22 protein-coding genes are annotated in these 24,015 nt (G+C 57.8%); 1 reads left to right on the plus strand and 21 read right to left on the minus strand.

The window, feature by feature from the left end:
• From RMR16_RS11510 to RMR16_RS11585, 16 genes are all read right to left on the minus strand, one after another.
• A complete protein-coding gene (locus RMR16_RS11510; RefSeq protein ID WP_320198097.1) occupies positions 1 to 825 on the minus strand; it encodes a carbohydrate ABC transporter permease in 825 nt (274 codons plus the stop codon).
• A gap of 14 nt (positions 826 to 839) precedes the next feature.
• On the minus strand, positions 840 to 1,709 hold the full coding sequence (locus RMR16_RS11515) for a carbohydrate ABC transporter permease (RefSeq protein ID WP_320198096.1): 870 nt from the start codon (positions 1,707 to 1,709) through the stop codon (positions 840 to 842).
• A 257-nt stretch (positions 1,710 to 1,966) separates the two neighbouring features.
• Positions 1,967 to 3,280, minus strand: coding sequence for an ABC transporter substrate-binding protein (locus tag RMR16_RS11520; protein WP_320198095.1), 1,314 nt, complete (start codon positions 3,278 to 3,280; stop codon positions 1,967 to 1,969).
• Positions 3,281 to 3,423: 143 nt separating this feature from the next.
• Positions 3,424 to 4,377 (minus strand): sugar-binding transcriptional regulator, encoded by a 954-nt coding sequence (locus RMR16_RS11525; protein WP_320198094.1) that lies wholly within the window; start codon positions 4,375 to 4,377, stop codon positions 3,424 to 3,426.
• A gap of 66 nt (positions 4,378 to 4,443) precedes the next feature.
• The gene (locus RMR16_RS11530) at positions 4,444 to 5,121 is read right to left on the minus strand and encodes an exopolysaccharide biosynthesis protein (protein WP_320198093.1); all 678 of its coding nucleotides are present in this window, start codon (positions 5,119 to 5,121) and stop codon (positions 4,444 to 4,446) included.
• A 190-nt stretch (positions 5,122 to 5,311) separates the two neighbouring features.
• Positions 5,312 to 6,133 carry an ABC transporter permease gene (locus RMR16_RS11535; protein ID WP_320198092.1) on the minus strand — a complete coding sequence of 274 codons (822 nt, stop codon included), beginning with the start codon at positions 6,131 to 6,133 and terminating at the stop codon, positions 5,312 to 5,314.
• Entirely contained in the window at positions 6,130 to 7,080 is a 951-nt protein-coding gene (locus RMR16_RS11540; RefSeq protein WP_320198091.1) for an ABC transporter permease, read from the minus strand. The genes RMR16_RS11535 and RMR16_RS11540 overlap by 4 nt, the downstream gene beginning before the upstream one ends.
• Positions 7,081 to 7,324: 244 nt before the next feature.
• Entirely contained in the window at positions 7,325 to 8,857 is a 1,533-nt protein-coding gene (locus tag RMR16_RS11545) for an ABC transporter substrate-binding protein (RefSeq protein ID WP_320198090.1), read from the minus strand.
• A gap of 93 nt (positions 8,858 to 8,950) precedes the next feature.
• A complete protein-coding gene (locus RMR16_RS11550) occupies positions 8,951 to 9,853 on the minus strand; it encodes a LysR family transcriptional regulator (protein WP_320198089.1) in 903 nt (300 codons plus the stop codon).
• A 160-nt stretch (positions 9,854 to 10,013) separates the two neighbouring features.
• Positions 10,014 to 10,763: an ABC transporter ATP-binding protein gene (locus tag RMR16_RS11555; RefSeq protein ID WP_320198088.1), complete on the minus strand. Its 750-nt coding sequence runs from the start codon at positions 10,761 to 10,763 to the stop codon at positions 10,014 to 10,016.
• On the minus strand, positions 10,760 to 11,593 hold the full coding sequence (locus RMR16_RS11560; protein WP_320198087.1) for an ABC transporter ATP-binding protein: 834 nt from the start codon (positions 11,591 to 11,593) through the stop codon (positions 10,760 to 10,762). The genes RMR16_RS11555 and RMR16_RS11560 overlap by 4 nt, the downstream gene beginning before the upstream one ends.
• Positions 11,590 to 12,522: an ABC transporter permease gene (locus RMR16_RS11565; RefSeq protein ID WP_320198086.1), complete on the minus strand. Its 933-nt coding sequence runs from the start codon at positions 12,520 to 12,522 to the stop codon at positions 11,590 to 11,592. The genes RMR16_RS11560 and RMR16_RS11565 overlap by 4 nt, the downstream gene beginning before the upstream one ends.
• A complete protein-coding gene (locus RMR16_RS11570; protein WP_320198085.1) occupies positions 12,519 to 13,586 on the minus strand; it encodes an ABC transporter permease in 1,068 nt (355 codons plus the stop codon). The genes RMR16_RS11565 and RMR16_RS11570 overlap by 4 nt, the downstream gene beginning before the upstream one ends.
• Positions 13,587 to 13,604: 18 nt before the next feature.
• Positions 13,605 to 15,245: an ABC transporter substrate-binding protein gene (locus tag RMR16_RS11575; protein WP_320198084.1), complete on the minus strand. Its 1,641-nt coding sequence runs from the start codon at positions 15,243 to 15,245 to the stop codon at positions 13,605 to 13,607.
• A 141-nt stretch (positions 15,246 to 15,386) separates the two neighbouring features.
• Positions 15,387 to 16,442: a dipeptidase gene (locus RMR16_RS11580; protein WP_320198083.1), complete on the minus strand. Its 1,056-nt coding sequence runs from the start codon at positions 16,440 to 16,442 to the stop codon at positions 15,387 to 15,389.
• 205 nt (positions 16,443 to 16,647) lie between these two features.
• Positions 16,648 to 17,319 carry a phosphoribosyltransferase gene (locus RMR16_RS11585; protein WP_320198082.1) on the minus strand — a complete coding sequence of 224 codons (672 nt, stop codon included), beginning with the start codon at positions 17,317 to 17,319 and terminating at the stop codon, positions 16,648 to 16,650.
• A gap of 115 nt (positions 17,320 to 17,434) precedes the next feature.
• On the opposite strand from RMR16_RS11585, the gene RMR16_RS11590 reads away from it, so the two are divergent.
• Entirely contained in the window at positions 17,435 to 18,607 is a 1,173-nt protein-coding gene (locus tag RMR16_RS11590) for a M20 aminoacylase family protein (protein WP_320198081.1), read from the plus strand.
• Between the two features lie 13 nt (positions 18,608 to 18,620).
• Here the strand turns inward: RMR16_RS11590 and RMR16_RS11595 are convergent, their stop codons facing one another.
• Genes RMR16_RS11595 through RMR16_RS11615 form a run of 5 tightly spaced genes read right to left on the minus strand, consistent with a single transcriptional unit; the run spans position 18,621 to position 23,961 of the window.
• The gene (locus RMR16_RS11595) at positions 18,621 to 20,414 is read right to left on the minus strand and encodes an adenine deaminase (RefSeq protein ID WP_320198080.1); all 1,794 of its coding nucleotides are present in this window, start codon (positions 20,412 to 20,414) and stop codon (positions 18,621 to 18,623) included.
• Entirely contained in the window at positions 20,411 to 21,337 is a 927-nt protein-coding gene (locus RMR16_RS11600; RefSeq protein ID WP_320198079.1) for a nucleoside hydrolase, read from the minus strand. The genes RMR16_RS11595 and RMR16_RS11600 overlap by 4 nt, the downstream gene beginning before the upstream one ends.
• Before the next feature lie 2 nt (positions 21,338 to 21,339).
• Entirely contained in the window at positions 21,340 to 22,365 is a 1,026-nt protein-coding gene (locus RMR16_RS11605) for an ABC transporter ATP-binding protein (RefSeq protein WP_320198078.1), read from the minus strand.
• Positions 22,358 to 23,137: an ABC transporter permease gene (locus RMR16_RS11610; RefSeq protein ID WP_320198077.1), complete on the minus strand. Its 780-nt coding sequence runs from the start codon at positions 23,135 to 23,137 to the stop codon at positions 22,358 to 22,360. Before RMR16_RS11610 ends, RMR16_RS11605 begins: the two co-directional genes overlap by 8 nt.
• Positions 23,134 to 23,961, minus strand: a complete 828-nt coding sequence (locus tag RMR16_RS11615; protein ID WP_320198076.1) for an ABC transporter permease — start codon at positions 23,959 to 23,961, stop codon at positions 23,134 to 23,136. Before RMR16_RS11615 ends, RMR16_RS11610 begins: the two co-directional genes overlap by 4 nt.
• Positions 23,962 to 24,015 lie beyond the last annotated feature (54 nt).

The raw sequence follows: 24,015 nt of genomic DNA on the forward strand, positions 1-24,015 counted from the left end.
TTATTTCACCGCGCCAAAGGTCAGGCCGCGAACGAGTTGTTTCTGACTGAACCAGCCAAGCACGAGGATCGGCGCAATCGCCATCATCGACGCGGCAGAAAGCTTCGCCCAGAACAGACCTTGCGGACTGGAGAAGGAGGCGATGAAAGCCGTCAGCGGCGCTGCATTGGTGGTGGTCAAACGGATGGTCCAGAAGGATTCGTTCCACGCCAGAATGATGTTGAGAAGCAGCGTGGAGGCGATACCGGGGATGGCCATCGGCGTCAGCACATAGATGATTTCATTCCATAAAGAGGCGCCGTCCATACGTGCCGCTTCCAGAATTTCGCCGGGAATTTCCCTGAAATATGTGTAGAGCATCCACACCACGATCGGCAGGTTGATGAGGGTGAGCATGAGCGTGAGGCCAATGCGGCTATCCAGAAGTCCGGCATTGCGGAACAAAAGATAGATCGGCACCAGCACCGCCACCGCAGGCATCATCTTGGTGGACAGCATCCACATCAAAATGTCCTTGGTGCGCTTGGTGGGCGAAAACGCCATGGCCCACGCCGCCGGAATGGCGATGATCAAAGCCAGAACGGTGGACCCGACGGAGAGCACCACGGAGTTCATGAACGGCTTGAAATAATCGCGCTGCGTGTTGACCACGATGTAGTTTTCCAGCGTTCCCGAGGGCCAAAGGCTGAACCCTGCAATGGCTTCCGGCTCGGTTTTGAGCGAGGTCAGGAAAGCATAGAGGATCGGGAAGAACAGGAGGAGAGCGACGATCCACGCGGCAATGGTGAAGCCGATTCTGGAGCGTGTCGAGACTTTGCGGGCCATGATCCTTACTCCATTCAATCGAGGTTTTTGCCGACGGCGCGCATCAGGAAGATGGCGACGATATTGGCAAGTATGACGGCGATGATGCCACCGGCCGATGCGCCACCCACATCATATCCAAGCAAGGCGGTGCGATAGATGAGGAAGGCAAGGTTGGTGGAAGCGTAACCCGGTCCGCCATTGGTGGTGACCAGAATTTCCGCATAAACACCGAGCAGGAAGATCGTCTGGATAAGAATGACGACCGTGATGGCACGCGCCATATGCGGTAACGTCAGATAGATGAAGCGGTTGATGAAGTTCGCGCCGTCCATTTCCGAGGCTTCCTTCTGTTCGCCGTCCAAGGACTGGAGTGCGGTGAGAAGAATGAGCGTTGCGAATGGCAGCCATTGCCACGACACGATGATGACGATGGACAGAAGCGGAAACTGCGAAAACCAATCCACCGGTTGCAGCCCGAAGAACCTGTTCAGGTCCGCAAGCACCCCATAGCCGGGATGCATGATCATGTTCTTCCAGACAAGGGCCGCAACCGGCGGCATGACGAAGAAAGGTGAAATGACGAGAATGCGAACGATGCCCTGCCCGAAAATCGGCTGATCCAGCAAAAGCGCAATGCCAATGCCGCCAATAACCGTGATGAGCAGCACACCACCAACGATGACCAGCGTGTTCCAGATGGACTGGAAGAAGGCCGGGTCGGTGTAGAAATACTGATAATTGAACAGACCGGCAAAGCTGACATTGCCCGGATTGAGCAGATTGTAGTTCTGGAATGAGAACCACAGCGTCATGGCCAAGGGTACGATCATCCATACCAGAAGTAGAATGACCGAAGGCGCCATCATAACCCGCGCCAGATTTTTGGTGTTTTGCGTCGCCATCGGATGGCTTCCTCCCCGTTTTTTAAGGGCCGGGTGCCTTGGAAAGCCCCTCCCCAACCCCTCCCCACAAGGGGGAGGGGCTTAACCCCGCCTCCCAGTTGGAGATTTTATCGAACCTTGGCCGCAGGCTTTCTCCCACCTTGTGGGGGAGATGGCCGGCAGGCCAGAGGGGGTTCTTTCTTTTTTTGGCAGGCTGTTCTTCTCGGACAAGTACCCGCCGCCCGACCCTCAAGGCCGGACGGCGATCTTCGGGAGGATTACTTGATGTATCCGGCGCGGGTCATTTCGCGCGTTGCCGTTGTCTGTGCACCCACAAGCGCATCATCAACGGTGGACTGACCGGCAACAACTGCCGAGAACAGCTGACCGACCGTGGTGCCGAGCGCCTGGAACTCAGGGATCGCGACGAACTGACCACCCGTATAAGGCACGGGCTTGACGGTTGGCTTGGTGATGTCGGCTGCGTTCATGGCTGCAAGCGTTGGCGCTGCGAAGGCTGCGGCCTTTTCGTAATCCGCATTCTTGTAGAGCGACGTGCGTGTGCCTGGAGGAACGTTGGCCCAGCCATCCTTGGAGGCGACAAGCTGGGTGTATTCCTTGCTGGTTGCCCAGGAGATGAATTTTTCAGCCGCATCAGCTTTTTTCGAGCTTTTTGGAATGGCGAGGTTCCAGGACCACAACCAGTTGCCATGGTTCTTCAACTCGCCCTGTGTCGGGAAGATTGCATAACCAACCTTGTCGGCGACAGTGGAATCCTTCGGGTTGGACACGAAGGAGGCCGCCACCGTGGCGTCGATCCACATGCCGCATTTGCCCTGCTGGAACAGCGTCAGGTTTTCGTTGAAACCGTTGGAGGAGGCACCGGACGGACCGGCATCCTTCATCAGATCAACATAAAACTTGAGCGCATTTTTCCACTCGGGCTGATCGAACTGCGGCTTCCATTTTTCATCGAACCAGCGACCACCGAAGGAGTTGGTGAGGGCGGTGATGAAGGCCATGTTCTCGCCCCAGCCCGCCTTGCCACGCAAGCAGATGCCGTTGATATCGGTCTTGCGGTCGGTGATTTTGCGGGCCGCATCGCCGATGAATTCCCATGTCGGGCTTTCCGGCATTTTCAGGCCTGCTTTATCAAACAGGTCTTTGCGATACATGATCATGGCGGATTCGCCGTAGAACGGTGCCGCGTAAAGCTTCGAATCCAGGGTCAAACCGCCACGGATCGATGGCAGCATGTCGTTGACGTCGTAACTGTCACCCAGCTTGTCGAGCGGCAGAAGCCAGCCCTGCTTGGCCCAGATTGGAACTTCATAGTTGCCGATGGTCATGATGTCATACTGGCCGCCATTGGTGGCGATATCGGTGGTGACGCGCTCACGCAGCACGTTTTCTTCCAGTGTGACCCACTCGACTTTGATGTCCGGGTTTTTGGTGGTGAATTCGGATGTCAGTCCCTGCATACGGATCATATCGCCGTTGTTGACGGTGGCGATGGTCAGCGTTTCTGCAGAAGCGAGGCCCGAAAAGGCGAGAGCCGAGCACGCGCCCAGCAGAATTGTCTTCAATGTCATGATCTTCCTCCCAGAAGAATTCTATGAGCATTCGCTTTGCTCGAGGGCAATTACTCACTTACGGACGAAAAAAGTCAAGCACCATCGTGCATTGCACTGCACAAGCAAAAGCTAACATGATGATTTAATGGTGACATTTCTGCTCAACGAGAGAGCAAATACTCGGCTGATGCCTCATCCGTGATGATGCCATTGAGCAAACCACCGCGCAAAGCCGCCAGAATGGCGGGTGATTTGCGCTGGCCCTGCGCGATGCCGATGACTGTCGAGGTCTGTCGCGACGGCAGCGGCACGGAGGCAACACGGTCATTGATGGAGTTTTCCAGAATGCGGCCCTCCCCATCAAAGAACCAGCCGCAGATTTCGCCCGCTGCACCCTTGGCAATCAGGTCTTTCATTTCGCTGACAGCCAAAAAACCATCAAGGCAAAGCGGCGCGTTCTCGCCCAGCTCACCAACGCCCACGAAGGTGACATTGGCCGCAGCACCCAGCGCCAGGGTGGAGCGCACCATGGACTGGTCATGCAGCAATTCCCGCTCTTCCGCAGAGGAACACAGCACCGGCAGGGGCATGGGAAAATGCCGCGCCTTGATGGCATCGGCCATGCTGAAGATGACGTTATAATAGGCCGCAGAACCATCCGGCCCGATATTGCCGGTGAGCGACACGATGCGATGTTGCGGGCATTCCATCGGCGGCAATTGATCGACCGCCGCCTTCAAGGTGCGGCCCGTGCCGATGGCCAGCACGATGGGGTCTGTCCTGCGCAGCCAGCGTTCGATTTCCGCAGCGCCCGCTTCGGCAATGCCCACGGTGGACGATACGCCCGCCGGATCGCTCGGCACCACTTCCACATATTTCAGCGAAAACCGTTCGCGCAGCGCTTCGCTTTTTTCCAGACAGGCGGCAATGGGATGATCCAGCCGGACCTTGATCAGCCGTTCGGCCACCGCCAGCGAAACAAGCCGCTGCGCCGTCTGGCGGGAAATGCCCATGGCCGCGGCAATCTCGTCTTGTGTGCGGCCCGCAACATAATAAAGCCACCCGGCTCTCGCCGCGTCGTCTAACCGCCCACTCATCTCGGATCGTTTGGCCATACCCTGCCCTTACGTCATCTTTTCTCAGTGCTGACATCTTTTGTAGCCTCGTGTCAAACGAAGGCTTCAAATCCAGAATGGCGTTATGATGAAGTACAAAATGGCTTTCGCAATGGCGTAGATAACACCGCTGACGACCACCAGCGACACGACCGAAATGACAGCACCCAACGCCGCAAACAGACCATCGCGCTCCAGAAGCGCAAAGGAAAAACAGCAGATGGCTATGGCTGGCAATATGTTGCCAAGCGGGATTGGCAAGGCAAGAATGACCGCCAGAACCAGACAAATAAGGCCAATCAGCCGCTCGCAAGCCGGATTGAGAAACGCCTGATACCGTGGCCGCAACAGTTTTTGAACACGGGAAAGAATAGGAACGATCTTGCTCACGACTTTGGCAAAATCCGCCCTCGCAATCGAGCGTTCTGAAATAATGCGCGGTAGCCACGGGGCTTTGCCCAGAAAAAGCTGACAGGCGAGAAACACCAAAGGCGCGCCAGTGATGGCCGATGTGCCGGGGGGTGTTGGAACGACATTTGGCAGCGCGAAAATCAACAGCAACGCACCGAAGGCACGATCTCCCATGGCAAGCAGAAGATCGCCAACGGAGACACGCATACGCGTTTCATCGAACGCCAAGCCTTGCAGGATTTCGATAAGGCCAGTGGGACCGGCGACGTGTTCTGCCACAGCTCCAGCAACGGGGCCGGAAGCAGCGTTATCGTCGGATATGTCGCGCAGCATTGTTTTTTCCAACTCCTGAGTCGAGGCCGCTTTAGCAGCACAATGGCGGCAGCAATACGACGCGGGTTTCACATTCTCGTTGGTTTCCTAGAGCGTTTCCGACTTTCTTCGAAAGGCGAAAACGCTCTAGCTCTTTGTTTTAACGCACTATCCGGACACAAAACCACGTCGCACTTTTGCTGGAAATGCTCTAATGCCGCGCCTTTGGGTCCAGCATATCCCGAAGGCCATCTCCCAACAGGTTGAGACCGAGAACCGCACAGGCGATGGTCAGCCCTGGCAGGATGGCCAGCCACGGCGCCGTGGAAAGATAGGTTTGCGATTCCCACAACATTCGCCCCCACGTGGGTGCAGGTGGCGGCATCCCAAGCCCGAGAAAGCTGAGGCCCGCCTCCGTCAAAATCGCCAGGCCAAGCTGAATGCTGACCTGCACGATGATGAGGTTGGAGAGGTTGGGCAGAATGTGGGTGACAGTAATGCCGCACCTGCTTCTGCCAATGCTTTCCGCCGCCAGAACGAAATCCCGTGCCCATAATTGCAGTGCAGCGCCACAGGTCAGGCGGGCGAAAACCGGCACCATGAAGGTGGCGATGGCAATGATGGCCGTGAAGCGCCCGGAGCCGATAAAAGCGCCGAGCATCATCGCAGACAGGATGGGCGGCAAGGCAAAAATGATATCGCAGATACGCATCGCAATGGTTTCAAACAGGCCGCGTTGTGCCGCAACGACAACGCCCAGCAGCGTGCCTAACGTCGCGCCAATCGCCACCGCCATGATGGAGGTGGACAGCGAATTCCACGCGCCCGCCATCAGCATGGACAGAATATCGCGACCGAAATGATCCGTACCCAGCAGCCCTTGCGTCAAAGGCGGTTTCAGCTTGTTGAGGATTTGTATTTTCGTCGGGGCGTGCGGTGTCCAGACGAGCGACAAAAGGGCAATCGCAACCAGCAGGCCGGTGATGACGGCACCAGCGAAAAAGGTTGGGCGACGGCGAAGGAATGTCATCATCGTGCACGCCCCCGCAAACGGGGGTCGATGAAGAGATAGGCGATATCGACCAGAAAATTCATGATGATCACCAGCGCGCAGAAAAACAGCACGACTGACTGCATGACGACGATATCGCGCTGCATCAGCGCCTGATAGGCCAGCCGCCCAAGGCCCGGCAGGTTGAACACATTCTCCACCAGCACGGCACCGGCAATCAGAAAGGTGAATTGCAGGCCGATCATGGTCACGACCGGGATCAGTGCGTTGGGCAGAACATGTTTCCACAACGTCGCCATTTCGCTGATACCCTTGGCGCGCACGGTGCGAACGAAATCCTCGTTCATCACTTCCAGCATGGCGGAACGGCAAACCCGCGTCAGCACGCCGGCCTGCGAAAAGGCCAGCGCCAAAGCCGGAAGCACCAGCGCCTTCAACGCCGCACCAAAACCGGCAGCCCAGCCGGGAAACCCACCCGCAGGCATCCAGCCAAGCGTGGTGGAAAACAGCAGGATCAATAGCAAGCCGACCCAGAAACCGGGAACGGAAATGCCCGCATGGGAAAATAGCGAGGAGGCAAAATCCAACGGCCCATCCCGATATCGCGCCGCCATGACACCCAGCGGCAAAGCGATGAGAATGGAAAGGCTGACGGCCATGAAGGCAAGCGGCAGCGTGACCGCCAACCGCTCGAAAATCAGCCCCGCCACCGGCACGCCATAGGTATAGGACTGCCCCAGATCGCCACGCAACATCGCAGCCAGCCAATGCAGGTATCGCAACGCCAGCGGCTGATCGAGGCCCATCTGCTTTTGCAACGCCGCCAGCGTATCCGGGCTGGCGGATGTGCCAAGCATGATCGCTGCCGGATCTCCCGGCAGCAGGCCCATGACCATGTAGATCAGGAAGGAGACGGCAAGCAGGGTGATGAGGAGGCTGAGGATGCGTTTGAGAATGAGGGCGGTCATGTCAGTGATAGCCCATAGTGGAAGACAGTGGGTGTGGTTCACCCCCCTCTGTCCTGCCGGACATCTCCCCCTCAAGGGGGGAGATCAGATCGTGGCTCACGCTCGACCACGTCGAACGTTGCGAGTTTGGCGATGTGGGTGCGTCTTTCCGATCTCCCCCCTTGAGGGGGAGATGCCCGGCAGGGCAGAGGGGGGTAAGCCACACGCTCTGCCCCCTAATAAACCGCGATCCGACCACCTGAACCTACTCTTCCCAATGCACATCCGTCAGCACGTTGGACGGGATTGGTTCATTTTCCCATAAGCCATCCAGCTTTTTGTCCCAGACTCCAAGCTTTGGCATGACGAACAGGAACAGTGCTGGCACGTCTTGCGCCAGAATTTCCTGCGCATCCGCATAAAGCTTTTCCTGTTGGGAAGGATCGGCTGTCAGTTCGACATTCTTGATGATCTCGTTGAAGGTCGGGTTTTTATAGTTGAAGTAGTAGGGATCACGCGAAAAAATATCGATATCCATCGGCTCCGCATGAGCCACGATGGTCATTTCGTAGTTCGCACCCTTCAGCACATCCGACACCCATTTCGCCGGAAATTCGGTGGTTTCGATGGTCATCGTTACGCCGATCTCGGCAAACATCGCCTGAAGAATTTGCGATGTGCGTTGGGCATAGGCCATCTGCGGGGCTTTGATGGTGAAGCTGAGACCGTTCGGATATCCGGCCTCCGCCAGCAGAGCCTTGGCCTTTGCGGCATCGTAAGGATGGGTGCCTGTCGTATCCACATAACCACGGTCGTTGGGTGTATAATGGCTGCCGATGGCCGTGCCGAAGCCGGACCATGCGCCGTCGATGACCGTGGCGCGGTCCACCGCCATCATCAAAGCCTGGCGCACGCGCTTGTCGTTAAACGGTTTGGTGGCATTGTTCATGCCGGCGACCACCTTCAACTCGGTATTGCCGACAAAGGTGCCGAGGCGCTTGTCGCCGTCGAAGGAAGACATCAGCTCCGGCGCGCCAAATTCAGGGAACGCATCCACATCACCGGCCTTCAGGGCTGCGGCCTGCGCCTGCGCATCGGGAATGAAACGGAACGTGGCTTTCTCCAGCGCAACGTCTATGTCCTTGTTCCAGTAATCCGCATTCTTCGCCAGTTCGACCTTGTCGCCCTTGGCCCAATTGACGAACTTGAACGGGCCAGTGCCGACAGGCGCGGTCTTGTTGGTTTCGGCAGACTTTGTGCCGACAATCACCGATGCGGGCCAGCCAAGCCAATACAACAGACTGCCTGCGGGCTGTTTCAGCTTCAAAACAAGCGTGTTGGCATCCGGCGATTCAATCGAATCGATGGCGGCAAAGAAGCGTTTTTGCGGATTGACGGAGGCCTCGCCACGGGCGCGGTCCAGCGATGCTTTTGCGACCGAGGAATTGAAAGCCTCGCCATCGTGGAATTTTACGCCCTCATGCAGCGTGAACGTATAGGTCTTGCCGTCTTCGGAAATATCCCAGCTTTGCGCCAGTTGCGGCTGGATTTTGCCGTCCTTGTCGATGGTCACAAGACCTTCGAAAATATTCTGCCAGGTGACCTGCCCGATGGCGACGGGGGCGGCAATTGTGGGGTCGAGGCCAGCCGGTTCAATGCCCATGCCTATCGTAACAGTGTTTTTGGGCGCGGCCAGAAGCGGCGCCGGCATGAACGACAGCGCAAGCACGCTGCTGAAAACAAGCCCTAGTGCCACACGACGTGTCAGCTTTACCGGCTGTGAAACATAACTGCTCATTCTCTTCCCCTGTCGTATAGCTTACGGTGAAAACATTTTGTGTTCATCGCGTTGCCGAAATCGCTACACGATATCGGACGAGAAAATCAACTCCTATTCTGAAAAAGGCTGGCCCATAAATTTTTCGATGAAATTGGCAAGCGTGGCAGCGGCAAAGGACAATTCGCGATCAGGCGCCACACAAAGCTCCATGTTGGTCCGCACGCCCTTGGTGCCAGCCAGAGGGATTGCGACCATCTGCCCGGCCTTGATCTCGCGGCGGACGGCCATGGCCGGCAGAACGGTGACTGCGGCCCGATCCAGCACAAGCTCTTTCAAAAGCTCCAGCGAACTGGCCGTGAACACCGGGTCCAGCGCAACACCGGCCTTGGCAAAAACCTCGTCAAAAGCCTGCCGTGCCGCAAAGGTTTTTTCAGGGAGTGCCAAGGGAAGCGTGGCGAGTTCGGCCAGGGAAATCCCGCCCTTCTTCGCAAGGGCGTGATCTGCGGGAAGGATGACGTCATAGCCGATTTCGCTGCGCGAGCGGATTTTGACCTCCGATGTTTTCGGCGCAAACAGCGTAATGGCAATATCGGCCTGCGCCGCCAACAGCGCATCGATGGCCTGGCGCGCACTGGTAATATGCACCTCAAAACGCAGCTTGGGATAGGCTTGGCTGAACTGCGCAAGCGCTGGCGCAAGCAAGCTGGCGACGGTTGCGCCATTGGCGTAAATCGTAACCTGCCCGCGCTCCAGCCCCTTGAGATCATCGATAAGCTGGTGGACATGGCCCAGCTCGCGCAGGGTTTTGCCAGCCCGTTCCGCCAAAAGCTCTCCCGCCGCCGTCAAGGTCACGCCCCGGCTGGAGCGCTCCACCAGCGGCGTGCCGAAATACTCCTCCAGATTTTCGATCTGGCGGCTGACGGCTGTGGGCGCAACATTGAGATTTTCCGCCGCCGCACGCATGGAATTGGTGCGGACAAGCTCATCGAAATACATCAATGCGCGTAGATTCATGGTGAGTTTCCAGTTTTTAATGATCCGTCATGCCGGACTTGATCCGGCATCCAGTGCGATCAAATCCTTGATCGCAGAAGACTCTATTCGTCTTGCAGACGCAAGACGGCTGGACCCCGGATCTCGTCCGGGTGACGGAGAATGAGGGAACAGGCGCCCCTCAATCGCGCACGAAACCCTCACTGGCAACCAGCAATTGCCGCGTATAATCGGCTGCAAAATTCCGGCTGTCCAATGCTGCCACATCCATTGTTTCCACCACCTTGCCGCTCTTCATCACCGCGAGGCGGTCGCACATGTGGCTGATGACGCCGAGATCGTGGCTGACCATGAGGAAGGTGAGGCCACGGTTTTTGCGGGCCTGTTCCAGCAGGTTGAGGATTTCCGCCTGAATGGAAGCATCCAGCGCCGACGTCGGCTCATCCAGCAGCAGAATTTTCGGCTCCAGAATAAGCGCTCGCGCAATGGCGATCCGCTGGCGCTGGCCGCCCGAAAGCTGGTGTGAATACCGGAACCGAAAGCCGGTCCCGAGACCAACCTCATCCAAAGCACGGGCGATGCGCCCCTCCTTGTCATCCAGACCGTGGATGATCAAAGGCTCCAGCAAAAGGGCGTCCACCGTCTGGCGCGGGTGCAGCGAACCATAGGGGTCTTGGAACACCATCTGCACATCGCGATAAAAGCTCTTCTCGCGAAATTTGCGCTCATAGGTCCGGCCTTCCACCATGAGGCTACCCTCATCAAAATGGTTGAGACCGGCGATGGCGCGCAAAAGCGTGGATTTACCCGACCCGGATTCACCGACAAGGCCGAAGGATTCGCCCTGCGCCACATCGATGCTGACACCATCCAGCGCCAGATGTCCGTCGAAATCCACGACCATGTCGGTGACGGAAAGAACTGTGGTCATGCGCGCCACTCCGCTTTGCGATCCAGAATGGGCAGAGGATGGCGGTGTTCGCCAATCTTCGGCAGACAATTCAGCAGGCCTTGCGTGTAAGGGTGTTTCGCGTTTTCAAGATTTGCCGAGGGCAGCTCCTCCACCACCTTGCCCGCATACATGACGATGACGCGGTCGCAGAACGACGATACCAGCCGCAGATCATGCGAGACGAAAATCAGCCCCATGCCGCGGTCCCGCACCAGCTTGTCGAGAATGCCCAGAACCTCCAACTGCACGGTCACATCCAGCGCCGATGTCGGCTCATCGGCGATCAGCAGTTCCGGGCCGCAGACCAGCATCATGGCGATCATCACACGCTGGCCCATGCCGCCGGAAACCTCGTGCGGATAAAGCTCATAGACCCGTTCCGGATCACGAATCTGCACCGCCTCCAGCATATCGAGCGCCCGCTTTTTGGCCGCCGATGAGCCGATGCGCTCATGCGTCTGCAAGGTTTCAACGATCTGGCGACCAATGCTCATCACCGGATTGAGCGAATATTTCGGGTCTTGAAGGATCATGGCAATGCGTTTGCCACGAATGCTGCGGCGTTGTTTGGCAGAGGCTTTCAGCAAATCGATATCGCCAAACCGCAAAGCATCCGCTTCGATTTTCGCGTGGCCGGGTGTCAGGCCCATGATGGCGCGTCCCGTCTGGGACTTGCCGGAGCCGGATTCGCCGACGATGCCGAGGCGCTCCTTGCCCAGCGAGAAGGACACGCCACGCACCGCTTCCACCAGCCCGGTGCGGGTGGGGAAACTGACGCGCAGGTTTTCCACCGTCAAAAGAGGCGTCATTGGCCAGCCTCCTTCGGGTCCAGCGCATCACGAAGGCCATCACCCAACAGGTTGAAACCAAGGCTGACGATGAGGATCGCGATGCCCGGCATGGCGGCCACCCACCATTGGTCGAGAATGAAACGACGACCCGACGCAATCATCGCGCCCCATTCCGGCAAGGGCGGCTGGGCGCCAAGGCCGAGGAAGCCGAGACCGGCAGCGGTGAGAATAATGCCCGCCATATCGAGCGTCACACGCACGATGAGCGATGAGAGACACAGCGGCATGACGTGCTTCAGAACGATGCGCCACGGCGATGCACCCATCAGCTTGATCGCCGCAATGAAATCGGAATTGCGGAATGTCATGGTTTCGGCGCGTGCAATACGCGCGTAGGGCGGCCATGAGGTGATCGCGATGGCCAGCACCGCATTTTCAATGCCCGGCCCCAAAGCCGCGACCAGTGCCAGCGCCAGAACCAGTTTCGGAAAAGCGAGGAAAATGTCGGTGATACGCATCAACACCGCATCCACCCAGCCACCCGCATAACCGGACACCGTGCCGACGATAAGGCCGACAGGTGCGGCAATGACGGCAACCAGCACCACCACAAAAAGCGTCAGGCGTGAGCCGTGAATGAGCCGCGAAAGAATATCACGGCCTTGGTCATCCGTGCCCAGCCAGTAACCCGACGTGCCGGGTGGCAGCAGACGGGCATTGCGCAAATCTCCCTGCACGGCAGAGTGCGGAGCGAGCACATTGGCAAAAATCGCCACCAGTACGAGTGCCAGAATAATGCCGAGACCGGCCAGCGCCAGCCGGTTTTCCGAAAAGCGCCGCCAGATGACATAGGCGCGGCCAAGCCGTGCCTGTTTGCGCGATGTTGGCCGGTCGGACAGCAGCCAGTCACGGCTATAGGGTTTCAACGTGGTCAAATCTGTCGTCATCGGCTGCGCGTCCTTGGATCGAGCGTCCGGTAGAGCAGATCGGACAGGAGATTGATGCTGATGAACACAGCGCCAATCACGATGGTGCCGCCGAGAACGGCGTTCATGTCCGCATTCTGCAAGGAATTGGTGATGTAAAGGCCAAGACCCGGCCACGCGAAGATGGTTTCCGTCAACACCGATCCTTCCAGCAGACCGGCATAGGACAGCACGATCACCGTCAGCAATGGCACGGCCGCATTGCGCAGCGCGTGGAACCAGATGATGCGGGTTTCGGACAGACCTTTTGCCCGTGCTGCGACGATATATTCCTGGCTGAGTTCATTCAGCATGAAGGAGCGCGTCATGCGGCTGATGTAAGCAAGCGAGAAATAACCGAGCAGACCGGCGGGCAGAATGATGTGGCGGAACAGATCCCACAGAACGTCCCATTGCCCCTGCCAGAACGCATCGAACATGTAAAACCCGGTGACGGGCGTGAAGGTGAATTCAAAAACGAGATCCATGCGACCGGGATAGGCAACCCAGTTCAACTTGGCGTAAAACACCACAAGCGCCAGCAGGCCGAGCCAGAAGATCGGCACGGAATATCCCACTAGCCCGATGATACGCACGATCTGGTCGATGAGACTGCCGCGTTTGACAGCCGCCAGAACGCCGAGCGGAATGCCGAAAACAGCGCCGATCAACGTGCCAATCGTCGCAAGTTCCATGGTGGCGGGAAACACTCTGATAATATCGACCATAACAGGATTGGTGGTCAGAACCGATGTGCCGAAATCACCCGTCAGCGCCTGTTTTATATACAGAAAAAACTGCTGCCAGAGCGGCAGGTTGAGGCCGAGCTCTTCGCGCACACGCTCCACCACATGCGCAGGCGCACGGTCCCCCACGATAGCCAGCGCAGGATCGATCGGCACAACGCGCCCGATGAAAAATGTAACCGCCAGCAGACCCAAAAAGGTGGTGATGACGGTGATGAGGAAGCCGAGAGTGGCTGTCAGGCGCTTGTTGGCGCGGCTTTTGCCGCGCCTGCGCCTTGGCGATGTTTCAAGGATGCTCAATGGACCAATCCTGCCGGATCATTCCTTCGAGATCGTGTAAACATAGTTGGTGTCGAAGCTCGGTCCGAGCTTCAGGCCCTTGAGCTTGCTGGAATAACCCGCCACTTCGGTCTGCTGGAAGATGACCACGAAAGGTCCGGTTTCCAGAACCTTCTTTTGCAGGTCTTCATAAATCTTCGCACGCTTGGCGCTGTCCTTTTCCAGAAGCGCAGACTGCGTTTCCTTCGTCAGCTCTGGAACATCCCAGGCATTGCGCCATGCCAGCGTCTTGTTCTTGCCTTCATCGGAATTGTCGTAGTTGATGGTGAAGGTTTCAGCATTCGAATTCGGGTCGAAATAGTCCGAACCCCACTGACCGATGTAGATGTCATGGGTGCGGGCGCGGAATTTCGTCAACGTCTGCTTGCCATCACCGGGAATGATTTCCAGCTTGATGCCAGCCTGCGCCAATGTCTGCTGCACGCTTTCAGCAATGCCGGTGACCGGCTGCGTGTTGCGCACATCCATGGTGACGGTGAAGCCATCCTTGAGACCGGCCTTGGCCAGAAGTTCCTTGGCCTTGGCGACGTCAAGCTTGTAAGGATTGTCATTCAACGCACCAAGCTGGCCTTTTGGCAGGAATGTCTGGTGGATTTCGCCAATGCCCTTGATCAGCGTCGCGCCAATCGCATCGTAGTCAACCAGATATTTGAATGCCTCGACGACTTCAGGCTTCTTTAGGTTCTCGTTTTTCTGGTTAAGGCTGAAGTAATACACGGTGCCCTTGGGGGCAGAGGTGACGGCAAGACCCGTCTTTTTGGAAACGGCTTCCATATCGCCCGGCTCCAGGTTGCGGGCCACGTCGATATCGCCATTTTCCAGCGCCAAACGCTGGCCGGAGCTTTCCTTCATGTGGCGATAAACAACACGCTTCAACTTGGGTTTGTCGCCATAATAATTCGGGTTGGCTTCAAAGATGACCGCTTCGTTGGCCTTCCAGCCAAGGATTTTGTAAGGGCCGGAACCGGCATAACCGGTTTTCAAAAACTCGTTGCCGAAATCCGTCTCGAATTTGTAATCGGCGGTCGGCTTTACGGCCTTGGCCTTTTCCGTCACCAGCTTCTTGTCCACAACGGACGCCACGGTGGCTGTCAAAACGTTGAGAACGAAGCTTGGCGCATAGGCCTTATCGACCGTCAGAACGAATGTGTGTGCATCGGTGGCTTTCGCCTTTTCGGTGATGTTATCGCCCTTCAAACCGAACTGCGTCAGCAGGAATGCTGGCGACTTGTCCAGCTTCACGGCCCGCTCGAAAGAGAAGGCAACGTCGTCAGCGGTGATCGGATTGCCGGATGCGAATTTGAGGCCGGATTTCAGCTTGAATGTGTAGGTCAGGCCATCTTCAGACGTCGTCCAGCTTTCGGCCAGATCACCCTTCACTTTGGACGTGTCGTTCAGATCGATGGACACCAGCTTGCTATAGGTGTTGCCGGTCACTTCCGCAGCCGAAAGCTCGAAAGCTTCACCCGGATCCAGCGTGATGATGTCGTCGATGGCAAAACCTTCGACCAGCGTATCGGCAGGCGTTGCGGCAAAAGCCTGTGGTGCAGCGAGAGACAGCATCGAAAGTGCCACACTGGTGGCGAGGATGCGGGCGGCTTTGTTGAGCGACGTGTTCATTGTTATCCCCAGTTATTATAAGGTTGATATCACTCTAAAGCATCGGACCGAAAAGTGTAGCGCGGTTTTCGGAAATTCCGATGCTTAAACAAAAGATTAGAGGGGCGGGACCTATGCCGATTTATCTCCCGCCGCTCTATTTTAGGCTGGCTCATGCCATGCTTGAGCCAAAACGCGCAGCCAGTTTTCCCGGCAAATTTTAGCAACTTCTGTATCAGCGTATCCTGCCGATTTCAGCGCCGCAACAAGATTATGATTGCCGCTGGCATCCCGGATTTCGGCCGGAACGGTGGCGCCGTCAAAGTCGGAACCCAGCGCCACGCAGTCTATGCCCATGCGCTCGACCATATAGTCGATATGCTGAACCATGGTGGATAAAGGCGTGTTGGCATCGTCCCGCGCATCTGATCGCAGCATGGTCACGGCGTAGTTCAGGCCCACCAATCCCTTGCTTTCCTTGATGGCGTCCATCTGTTTATCGGTCAGATTGCGCGCAACAGGCGTCAGCGCGTGGACGTTTGAATGGCTGGCGATCAGAGGCTGGTCGGTGGTTTTGGCCACATCCCAGAAGCCTTTTTCGGTGATGTGCGCCAGATCGATGAGAATGCCGAGCGTGTTGCAGCGCTTCACCAGTTCAAAACCGGCATCGGTCAAACCGGGTGCGGTATCCGGCGACATGGGGTAAGCAAAAGGCACACCGTGGCCGAAAATATTGTGGCGGCTCCACACCGGGCCGAGCGAGCGCAGGCCGGCTGCATAAAACACCTCCAGCGCATCCAGATTTTCGTCGATCGCCTCACAGCCTTCCATATGAAGCACGGCAGCGAACACGCCATCGGCCATGGATTTGCGAATGTCGTCCGTAGACCGGCAAAGCTTCCAGCCACCTGCCTGCTCGAGCCGCAGCGCAATCGCCGCCTTTTCCAGTGCGATATCGAGGGATGGCTGGCGCTCCAGAGGCGCAGCAAGCGGCGTGACGTAGTGGCCGTTTTCATCCGGCGGCTGAAGCACCAGATCGCCAGAGGGAATGTAAATGGCGCAGATGCCACCGGCCAATCCGCCCGCCTTGGCGCGCGGCGCGTCTATATGGCCTTCCCATGTTCCCTGCATAAACTCTGCGACGGGATCACTGCCCGACTTGCTGTTGCGCCACAAGCGAAGAAGCACATCGTTATGACCGTCGAAAACAAGTTGCATGCGAGACATTCCAAAAGGCGAGGTGTGAGGTTTTTCGAATGAAAACCATAGGTTGGCAGAGGCGTGAAATAACGCCACGCGAGGGCGCAGCAGCGTTTGCCGCGCCCATTCTCTCTGTCGTGAATGATCCTAGGACGATCCCTCACGGCTCCGCAAGTCAGAAATTGTGCAGGATGAAAAATTAATCAGTTGAGTTTGATCGTTGTCAGGAAAGCCAGACGTCGCCAGCCTTTTTCAACAGCGGTGTCGCGAAAACGCCCTGCACCCTGCCCGGCCATTGCGCGCCGAAATTTTGCAGTTTTTCCCGCCATCTGTCCGATTGCAGCATGGCAGCACCAATGACCACCGGATCGATATGCGAAGCCGACAAAAGCGAAAGACCGGCGACGATAGAGGTGCCGCTGGAAATTACATCATCCACCAAGGCGACACGTTTGCCTTCCAGCAGCGGCAGCATACGCGGATCGATATAAAGACGTTTTTGCTGCTCGGTGGTGATCGACGACATCGGCACGGAAAGCTCCTCCAGATACCAAAACTTGCGTGAGGTGCCGAGCGGCACATATCGGCTATGTCCGAGACGACGCGCAACTTCAGCCGCCAATGTGAGGCCCAAAGTCGGCAGACCGACCACCACATCCACATCGAAAAATTTGAGCTTATCCGCCAAATCCTGTGCCAGCGCTTCCAGCACGGGAAACGCCGCCTGATTGACAATCAGCGAGGCAAGGGCGTGTTCTCCATCTGCCAATGGCCGGATCGGCAAGCAAATTTGCCGCCCATCATCCAACACCGCAGGGTAAAAACCGGCATGAGGACCAGCCACATCGAAGCTCTCAGGCGCGTGAATGTCCTGCCAGAATTCGTGCGGCTTCATGAGCATTCCTTTCGCAGCGATTATATTTCGGTTCAATGCGCAGGTTTCTATTAATTTTCAGGGATTTCTGCACTAGAAAAAGACGACCATTTTGACTTTGAAGGAAATGCCACCCATGCCCCCGCTCGACCGGACCGGAAACGACCTGCCATTTCTGACCGCTTTCCGTCAAGACTTGCACGCACACCCGGAACTTGGTTTCGAGGAAGAGCGCACCAGCGCGCTTGTGGCAAAACATCTGGAAGAAGCCGGGATTGCGGTTCATCGCGGATTGGGCAAAACCGGCATTGTCGGCACGCTTCAGGTTGGCAATGGCACCCGCCGCATTGGCCTGCGTGCAGATATGGACGCGCTTGCCATGCCGGAACTTGCCGACCGGCCTTATAAATCGACCATATCAGGCAAGATGCACGCCTGCGGCCATGATGGGCACACCACAATGCTGCTGGGTGCCGTCCGCCATCTTGCCGCGACACGCAATTTTTCCGGCACCGTTCACTTCATCTTTCAGCCTGCCGAAGAAGGGCGCGGCGGCGCAAGGACAATGGTGGAGGATGGGCTGTTTAAGCTTTTCCCCTGCGATGCGGTCTATGGGCTGCACAATATGCCGGGTCTGGATGTGGATGAAATGGCCGTGGTCGAAGGCCCGCAACTGGCCTCTTCCGATAGCTGGCGCGTGACGTTCAAAGGTGTGGGAACTCACGGTGCAAAACCGCATCTGGGCCGCGATCCGATAACGGCGATGGGGAGTTTTCTGGCAGCGCTGCAAAGCATCGTCGGGCGCGTGATCGACCCGCTGCAACCGGCTGTCGTTAGTGCCTGCTCCGTGCAGGCGGGCGATCCCAAGGCGCTGAATGTAATTCCAGATGTTGTCGACATCGGTGGCACGGCCCGCGCCTACTCCGCCCATGTTCGCGATCAGTTGGAAGAGGAAATCGGACGGCTGGCAAACGGCACCGCCGCCATGTTTGGCATCGAAGCGAAATATGAATTCATCCGCCGCATTCCACCGGTGCTCAATGATGCGGATGCCACGGCGCGGGCTTTAAAGGCAGCAAAAAGCGTTTTCGGCGAAAAGGTTCGCACCGTCTACCCGCCCTCGACTGCGGGCGATGATTTTTCGTTCTTCGCAGCTGAAGCTCCGGGCTGCTACGTCTGGCTCGGCAACGGCCCTGCCGTCGATGGTGCGCTACACCACAACACGTCCTATGATTTCAACGATGATGCGATTGCGTCCGGCGTTGCCTTCTGGACGACGCTGGTGGAGCAGGAACTGGCGGCGGATTAACCGCCGCCCATCCTCACGCCAAAATCTCGATCACCGGCGTTTCCATCACCCGGCCCGTCAGCACATCGGCAATGCCCATGTCCGTCTGATGCGGGCCGATGTTGCAGGCGAGTGTGGCGCCGAAGCATGCCTTGAACACCAGATAAGGCGGCTGCCATTCCACGATGCGGCCAACGGCTTCGCGCACCATCTCGAAATCGGAGGCAACCGCTGGCAATGGCGCATCCGACACGAGGCCGGACAGCGGCAGCGGCAACAATGCTGTCACGTTACCACCGGATGCCACCGCCATCCCGCCGCCCGCCTCGATGACGGCGTTTGCGGCAACGGACATATCTTCGGCATTGCCGCCGAAGACCGTCAGATTGTGGCTGTCATGCGAAACCGTGGTGGCGAATGCGCCCTCCCATTTGCCCCAGCCGGTGAGGAAACCGGTTCTGGTGACGGGGTCCGCCTTGCCGTGGCGGTGGGTGACGGAAATCATCGTCGCACCTTCGGGCGGCACGACGAAACCAGCTTCCACAGCAGCTTCGACCTCTCCCCACTGGGTAAAACGCGGCCTGTCGATGGTCGCAAGCCTTACACGTTTGCTCTCGCTCTTCACCCTGAAATCGTCGGCAGAGCGTTTCGTCAGCTTCATGGAATCCCGCAAGGGCGCGGCATCCATCTGCGGAAGATCGACGAGCAATGTGCCGTTTTCTGCAACGGGCGTTCCGCTGGCCAGCACGTGGCGGGCGGCAAATTGCGAAAGGTCTTCGAACACCACGATATCGGCCCTACGACCGGCGGCAATGAGGCCGAGATCAATGCGTTGCAAACGCATGGCGGCGTTCAGCGTGGCAGCGCGCAGCGCCCATTCGGGCTTCAGCCCGTAGCGCACCAGCCGCCGCACCACATCGTCCAGCCCGCCGTGTTTCACGAGATCATCCGGAAAAACATCATCGGTACACAGCGTCACCGTCTGTGGCAGATGGCCGAGCGCGTTCAACGCTTCCACGAACTCTGGCAGAAGATGGTCGTGCGAACCGCGCAACTCAATCGTCAACCCGGCCCGCAGTTTCGACATGAAATCGTCAGCGGAGGTCAGCTCGTGATCGGACGTAATGCCCGCCGCCATGAAGGCGTTGAGATCGGCACCGGCCAAACCACGCGCATGGCCGCAGATCAGCTTGTCGGAAAGCAGACCTTCCTGAAGAATGGCGCTCATGCGCGGATCACGCTCGATGACGCCGCGCATATTCATCACTTCTGCGACGCCGCCGACTTCCGGCCAAAACAGCATTTCGGCCATGGCCGTCGCGTCGAAATCCCCGCCCGCCAGTTCCAGCCCCGGCGCGGATGGCACGCTGGATGGCGCGAGCAATATGGCGCGCAACGGCAAATCCCGGCTGGCCTGCGCGGCCCAGCACATGCCATCAATGCCATGAACATTGCCGAATTCGTGCGGATCCCAGACGATGGTGGTCACACCCCGTGCGACCACGGCCTGCGCATAGGCAGCCGGCGTAATCATCGAGCTTTCGACATGCATATGCGTGTCGATCAGCCCCGGCGAAACATAGGCACCTGTGGCATCGATGGTGCGGGCCGCATCTGTGCGCCCCCCAGTCTCGTGAACACTGGCAATCAGGGGGCCGACGATGCCGATATCGGCAGGGCGACGTTCGCCGGTCACCATATCCACAAGCGTGCCGCCAGAAATCAGAATATCGAAAGGCTGGTCGCCCCGCGCCGCAGCCACGGCACGGGCGCGGAGAGCATCGTCATTCATTGCATCGCGGTCGACGATGATGCCTGCTTCCCTCATCGGCTGGCCTCCAGACGCAGGGTGGCGAGAATGATGGCTTTCGCCCGTGGCGTATCCACTGTTTCGGCAAATTCAGCGTTGAATCGCGCGGCATGGGCGGCACGTGCCTCGACCACGGTTCGGCCACGCGTCAATCCACCATGAAGCTCGACATCGATGCGGGCCTTTTTCCAGCCGATACAATCCGGTGCAACCAGCGCAACGGCAGCGCATGGATCATAAAGCGCCATCGCGTTCCGACCACGGCTGGTGGCGATGGTGATAAAGCCCTCCAGCATATCGGCAAGCAACCCGGCGTTTTTTCCACCGGCTGCACGAACGGGCGTGACATCCGACATGCACGCCGTGACGTTGCGGCACAGATCAAGATCGACCATGCGCAGCGGCAGATCATGCGCAATGACAATCGCCAATGCGTCCGGATCGGCAAAGGCGTTGAACTCGGCAGACGCCGTGTGGTTGCCAGCCGTCACCCCACCGCCCATCCAGGTCAATTCCGTGATGCGGGCAGCAAGATCGGGCCTTGCAAGGCAAAGAGCGGCAATGTTGGTGAGCGGGCCGAGCGCAAGAATGCGCTTCTCACCCTTGCCATCTTCAAGCCAGCGACAGAGCGCTGCAAAAGCATCGCTATGCGGCAGTTCCGCAGCATCCGGCAACCCCACGCCGACCGTTGGAATGCCGGTTTCTCCGAGAATGATTTGTGCGGTTTCGATCTTTCCCAGAACCGGGCGTTGACGGCCTGCGTGGATGGGAAAGTCCCACGCAAAAGCAGAGGCCGCACCGGCAGCATTGCGCTGAACCTGCTCAAGCGGTGCATTGCCGAACACCAGCGAGATGCCATCGATTTGAAGCCCATGCGACTTCACCACCAGAATGGCGGCGATATCGTCAAACCCCATGTCGGTATCGATCCAGATGCCCATGATCAGCTGAACACCTTGAGGCTGGCGGCTTTTTCGACCGGAAGATCGAACGTCAGGCGCGTACCGAGATCATGCACCGGCAAAGCCGCATCCGTTTCAGCTTTGATGGCTCCAAGCGGGGTATCCAGCAGATATTCGCGGGTGTTGCCCGCAAAAGACGTGCCGCGCACGGTTCCCTCGAAAGGTCCTGAACCGAGGGTTACCATGCGCGGCCTCCAGGCCAGTCCCGCCGTACTCGGAACCTGGCCAGAAAGTGCTATGCGTCCATTGTCTGTTTTTAACTCAGCACCTTCTAGGCGGAAGATGTTTTCAAAGCCGACGAAATCGGCAACGAAGGATGAGACAGGCGCGTTATAAATCTCTTCCGGTGTGCCGATCTGCTCGATCGCACCGCTCTTCATCACAACGATACGGTCTGCCAGCGCCAGCGCTTCGACTTGGTCATGCGTCACGAAAATCATGGTGACACCGGTGGCCTTTTGTACGCGCTGAAGCTCGGTGCGCATTTCCAGCCGCAGCCGCGCATCGAGGTTCGACAAAGGTTCATCCAGAAGCAGAACCTTGGGGTCCATGACCATGGAACGGGCAAGTGCGACGCGCTGCTGTTGCCCGCCGGACAATTCGGCTGGCTTGCGGGATGCGAAGGTCGAAAGGCCGACAGATTTCAGGCCGGACGCAACCTTTTCATCCAGAGCCGTGCCCTTCATTCCCTTCAGCTTCAAACCGAAGGCGACGTTTTCGTAGACCGTCAGATGCGGGAACAGCGCGTAGGACTGAAACACCAGCCCCACTGCCCGTTTGTTGGCGGATACGCGGGTAATATCGACGCCATCCAGATCGATCCGACCACCAGCCACCGGCATCAGCCCGGCAATGGCACGCATGGTCGTGGTTTTGCCGCAGCCAGACGGGCCGAGCAGAGCGAGCAGCTCGCCCTTGCGGATGTCGAGGTTCAGATCCTTCACGGCAACGGAATTGCCATAGGCCAGCGACAGGTTCTGGAGCGAGAGGTATTTTGCATCAGACATAACGGGAGAACCCCAGAAAACGTTCGGCCATGAAAACAATGCCGATGGACAGGAAGGCGAGCAGCGAAGACAGCGCTGCAACGGATGGGTCGAAGACGATTTCCATATAACCCAGCATATCGATGGGCAGGGTGCGCACGCCGGGACCGGACAGGAACAGCGACACCGGCACCTGATTGAAGCTGGTGACGAAACCCAGAATGAACGCCGACAGAATGCCGCCGCGAATATTCGGCAGCACGACGCGGAAGAAAGCGCCCAATCGCGACGACCCGAGCAGGACTGCGGCTTCTTCGATATCCGAGCGCAGATTGGTGAGGCTGGCCGACACGACACGCACGGCATAGGGCAGGATCAGCGCCGTGTGGGCCAGAAACAGTGCCAATGTGATGCCGATGCCAAACGGCACGACGAAGTAACGCAGCAGCGCCAAGCCAACGATGATGCCCGGAACGATGATGGGGGCTGAGACGATGGTGCGGATGGTTTCCGAAAACGGCAGCTTGTAACGCGACATCGCATAGGATGCGGGAACGCCGAGGATGAGCGCGACGAATGTGCCGCCGATGGCGAGGAACATCGACATGGCAAAGCTATCGCGAAAGCTTTCAACCGTGAAAACCTTGGCGATCCATTTCAGCGAAAAACCCTGTGGCGGAAAGGCCAGCGTATCGCCTGCCGAAAACGAGGCTGCAACGATGATTAGAAACGGGCCGATCAGAAAACCGATGACCAAAGCGAGCGTGATGGGAATGAAGAGTTGCCTGGTCATTTTTTGTTCCTTGCCGTTGCAATGCGCTTGAGCAGGATGTTGGCCGCAAAGCTCATGACAATCAGAATGAAGGCGATGACGCTTGCCGCGACGAAATTATTGGACACCGTGACCTGCTGATACAGCAGCGTTTCCAGCATCAGAACCTTGGAACCGCCTAGGATGGCGGGGGTGATGTAGGCCGTGAGCGAGCCGGTGAAGACCAGCGTTCCGCCCACCACCAGACCTTCCTTGGTCAACGGCAGAATGACCTTCCAGAACACCTGCAACCAGTTGGCACCCAGAACCCGCGAGGCGGCGACAACATCTTTCGGCATGTTCTCCAGCGCACTGATCAACGAGATAATCATCAACGGCAGGAACAGCTGGAGAAGGCCGATGAAAACTGCCGTTTCGGAAAACAGAATGCGGATCGGCGCATCGGTCAGGCCCACCGCTTTCAGCGCTTCATTGACGATGCCGGTGCGGCCTAAAATGACGATCCACGCATAGGTGCGCGCCACCGGCGAAATCATCAACGGCAGAATAACGAGGTTGATCATGTGGCCTTTGGAGCCGGGCGGCAGGCTGACAATAGCAAAGGCCGCCACATAACCGATGACCGCAGCAACGGCGGTGACGATGGCACCCAGTTTCAGCGTGCGCAAAAACACCGCCCGGTTCAGCGGATCGGCGAAGAAATTCGTATAGGCGGCAAGCGTCCAGTGATCGCCGGTGCGAAACCCTTCCGACAACAACATCAACACCGGCACCATAAAAACCGCCGCCGCAAATATTGCGGCAGGCAAGGCAAGCGCCAGCGCCTCGGTACGGTTTTGAAACATGCAGTGTTCTCCGATGTTTAACTTTTCACCGCCTGTGTTTGGCGGAGGACTTTT

The sequence above is a fragment of the Agrobacterium sp. rho-13.3 genome (genome assembly GCF_033957765.2).
Taxonomy (GTDB): domain Bacteria; phylum Pseudomonadota; class Alphaproteobacteria; order Rhizobiales; family Rhizobiaceae; genus Agrobacterium.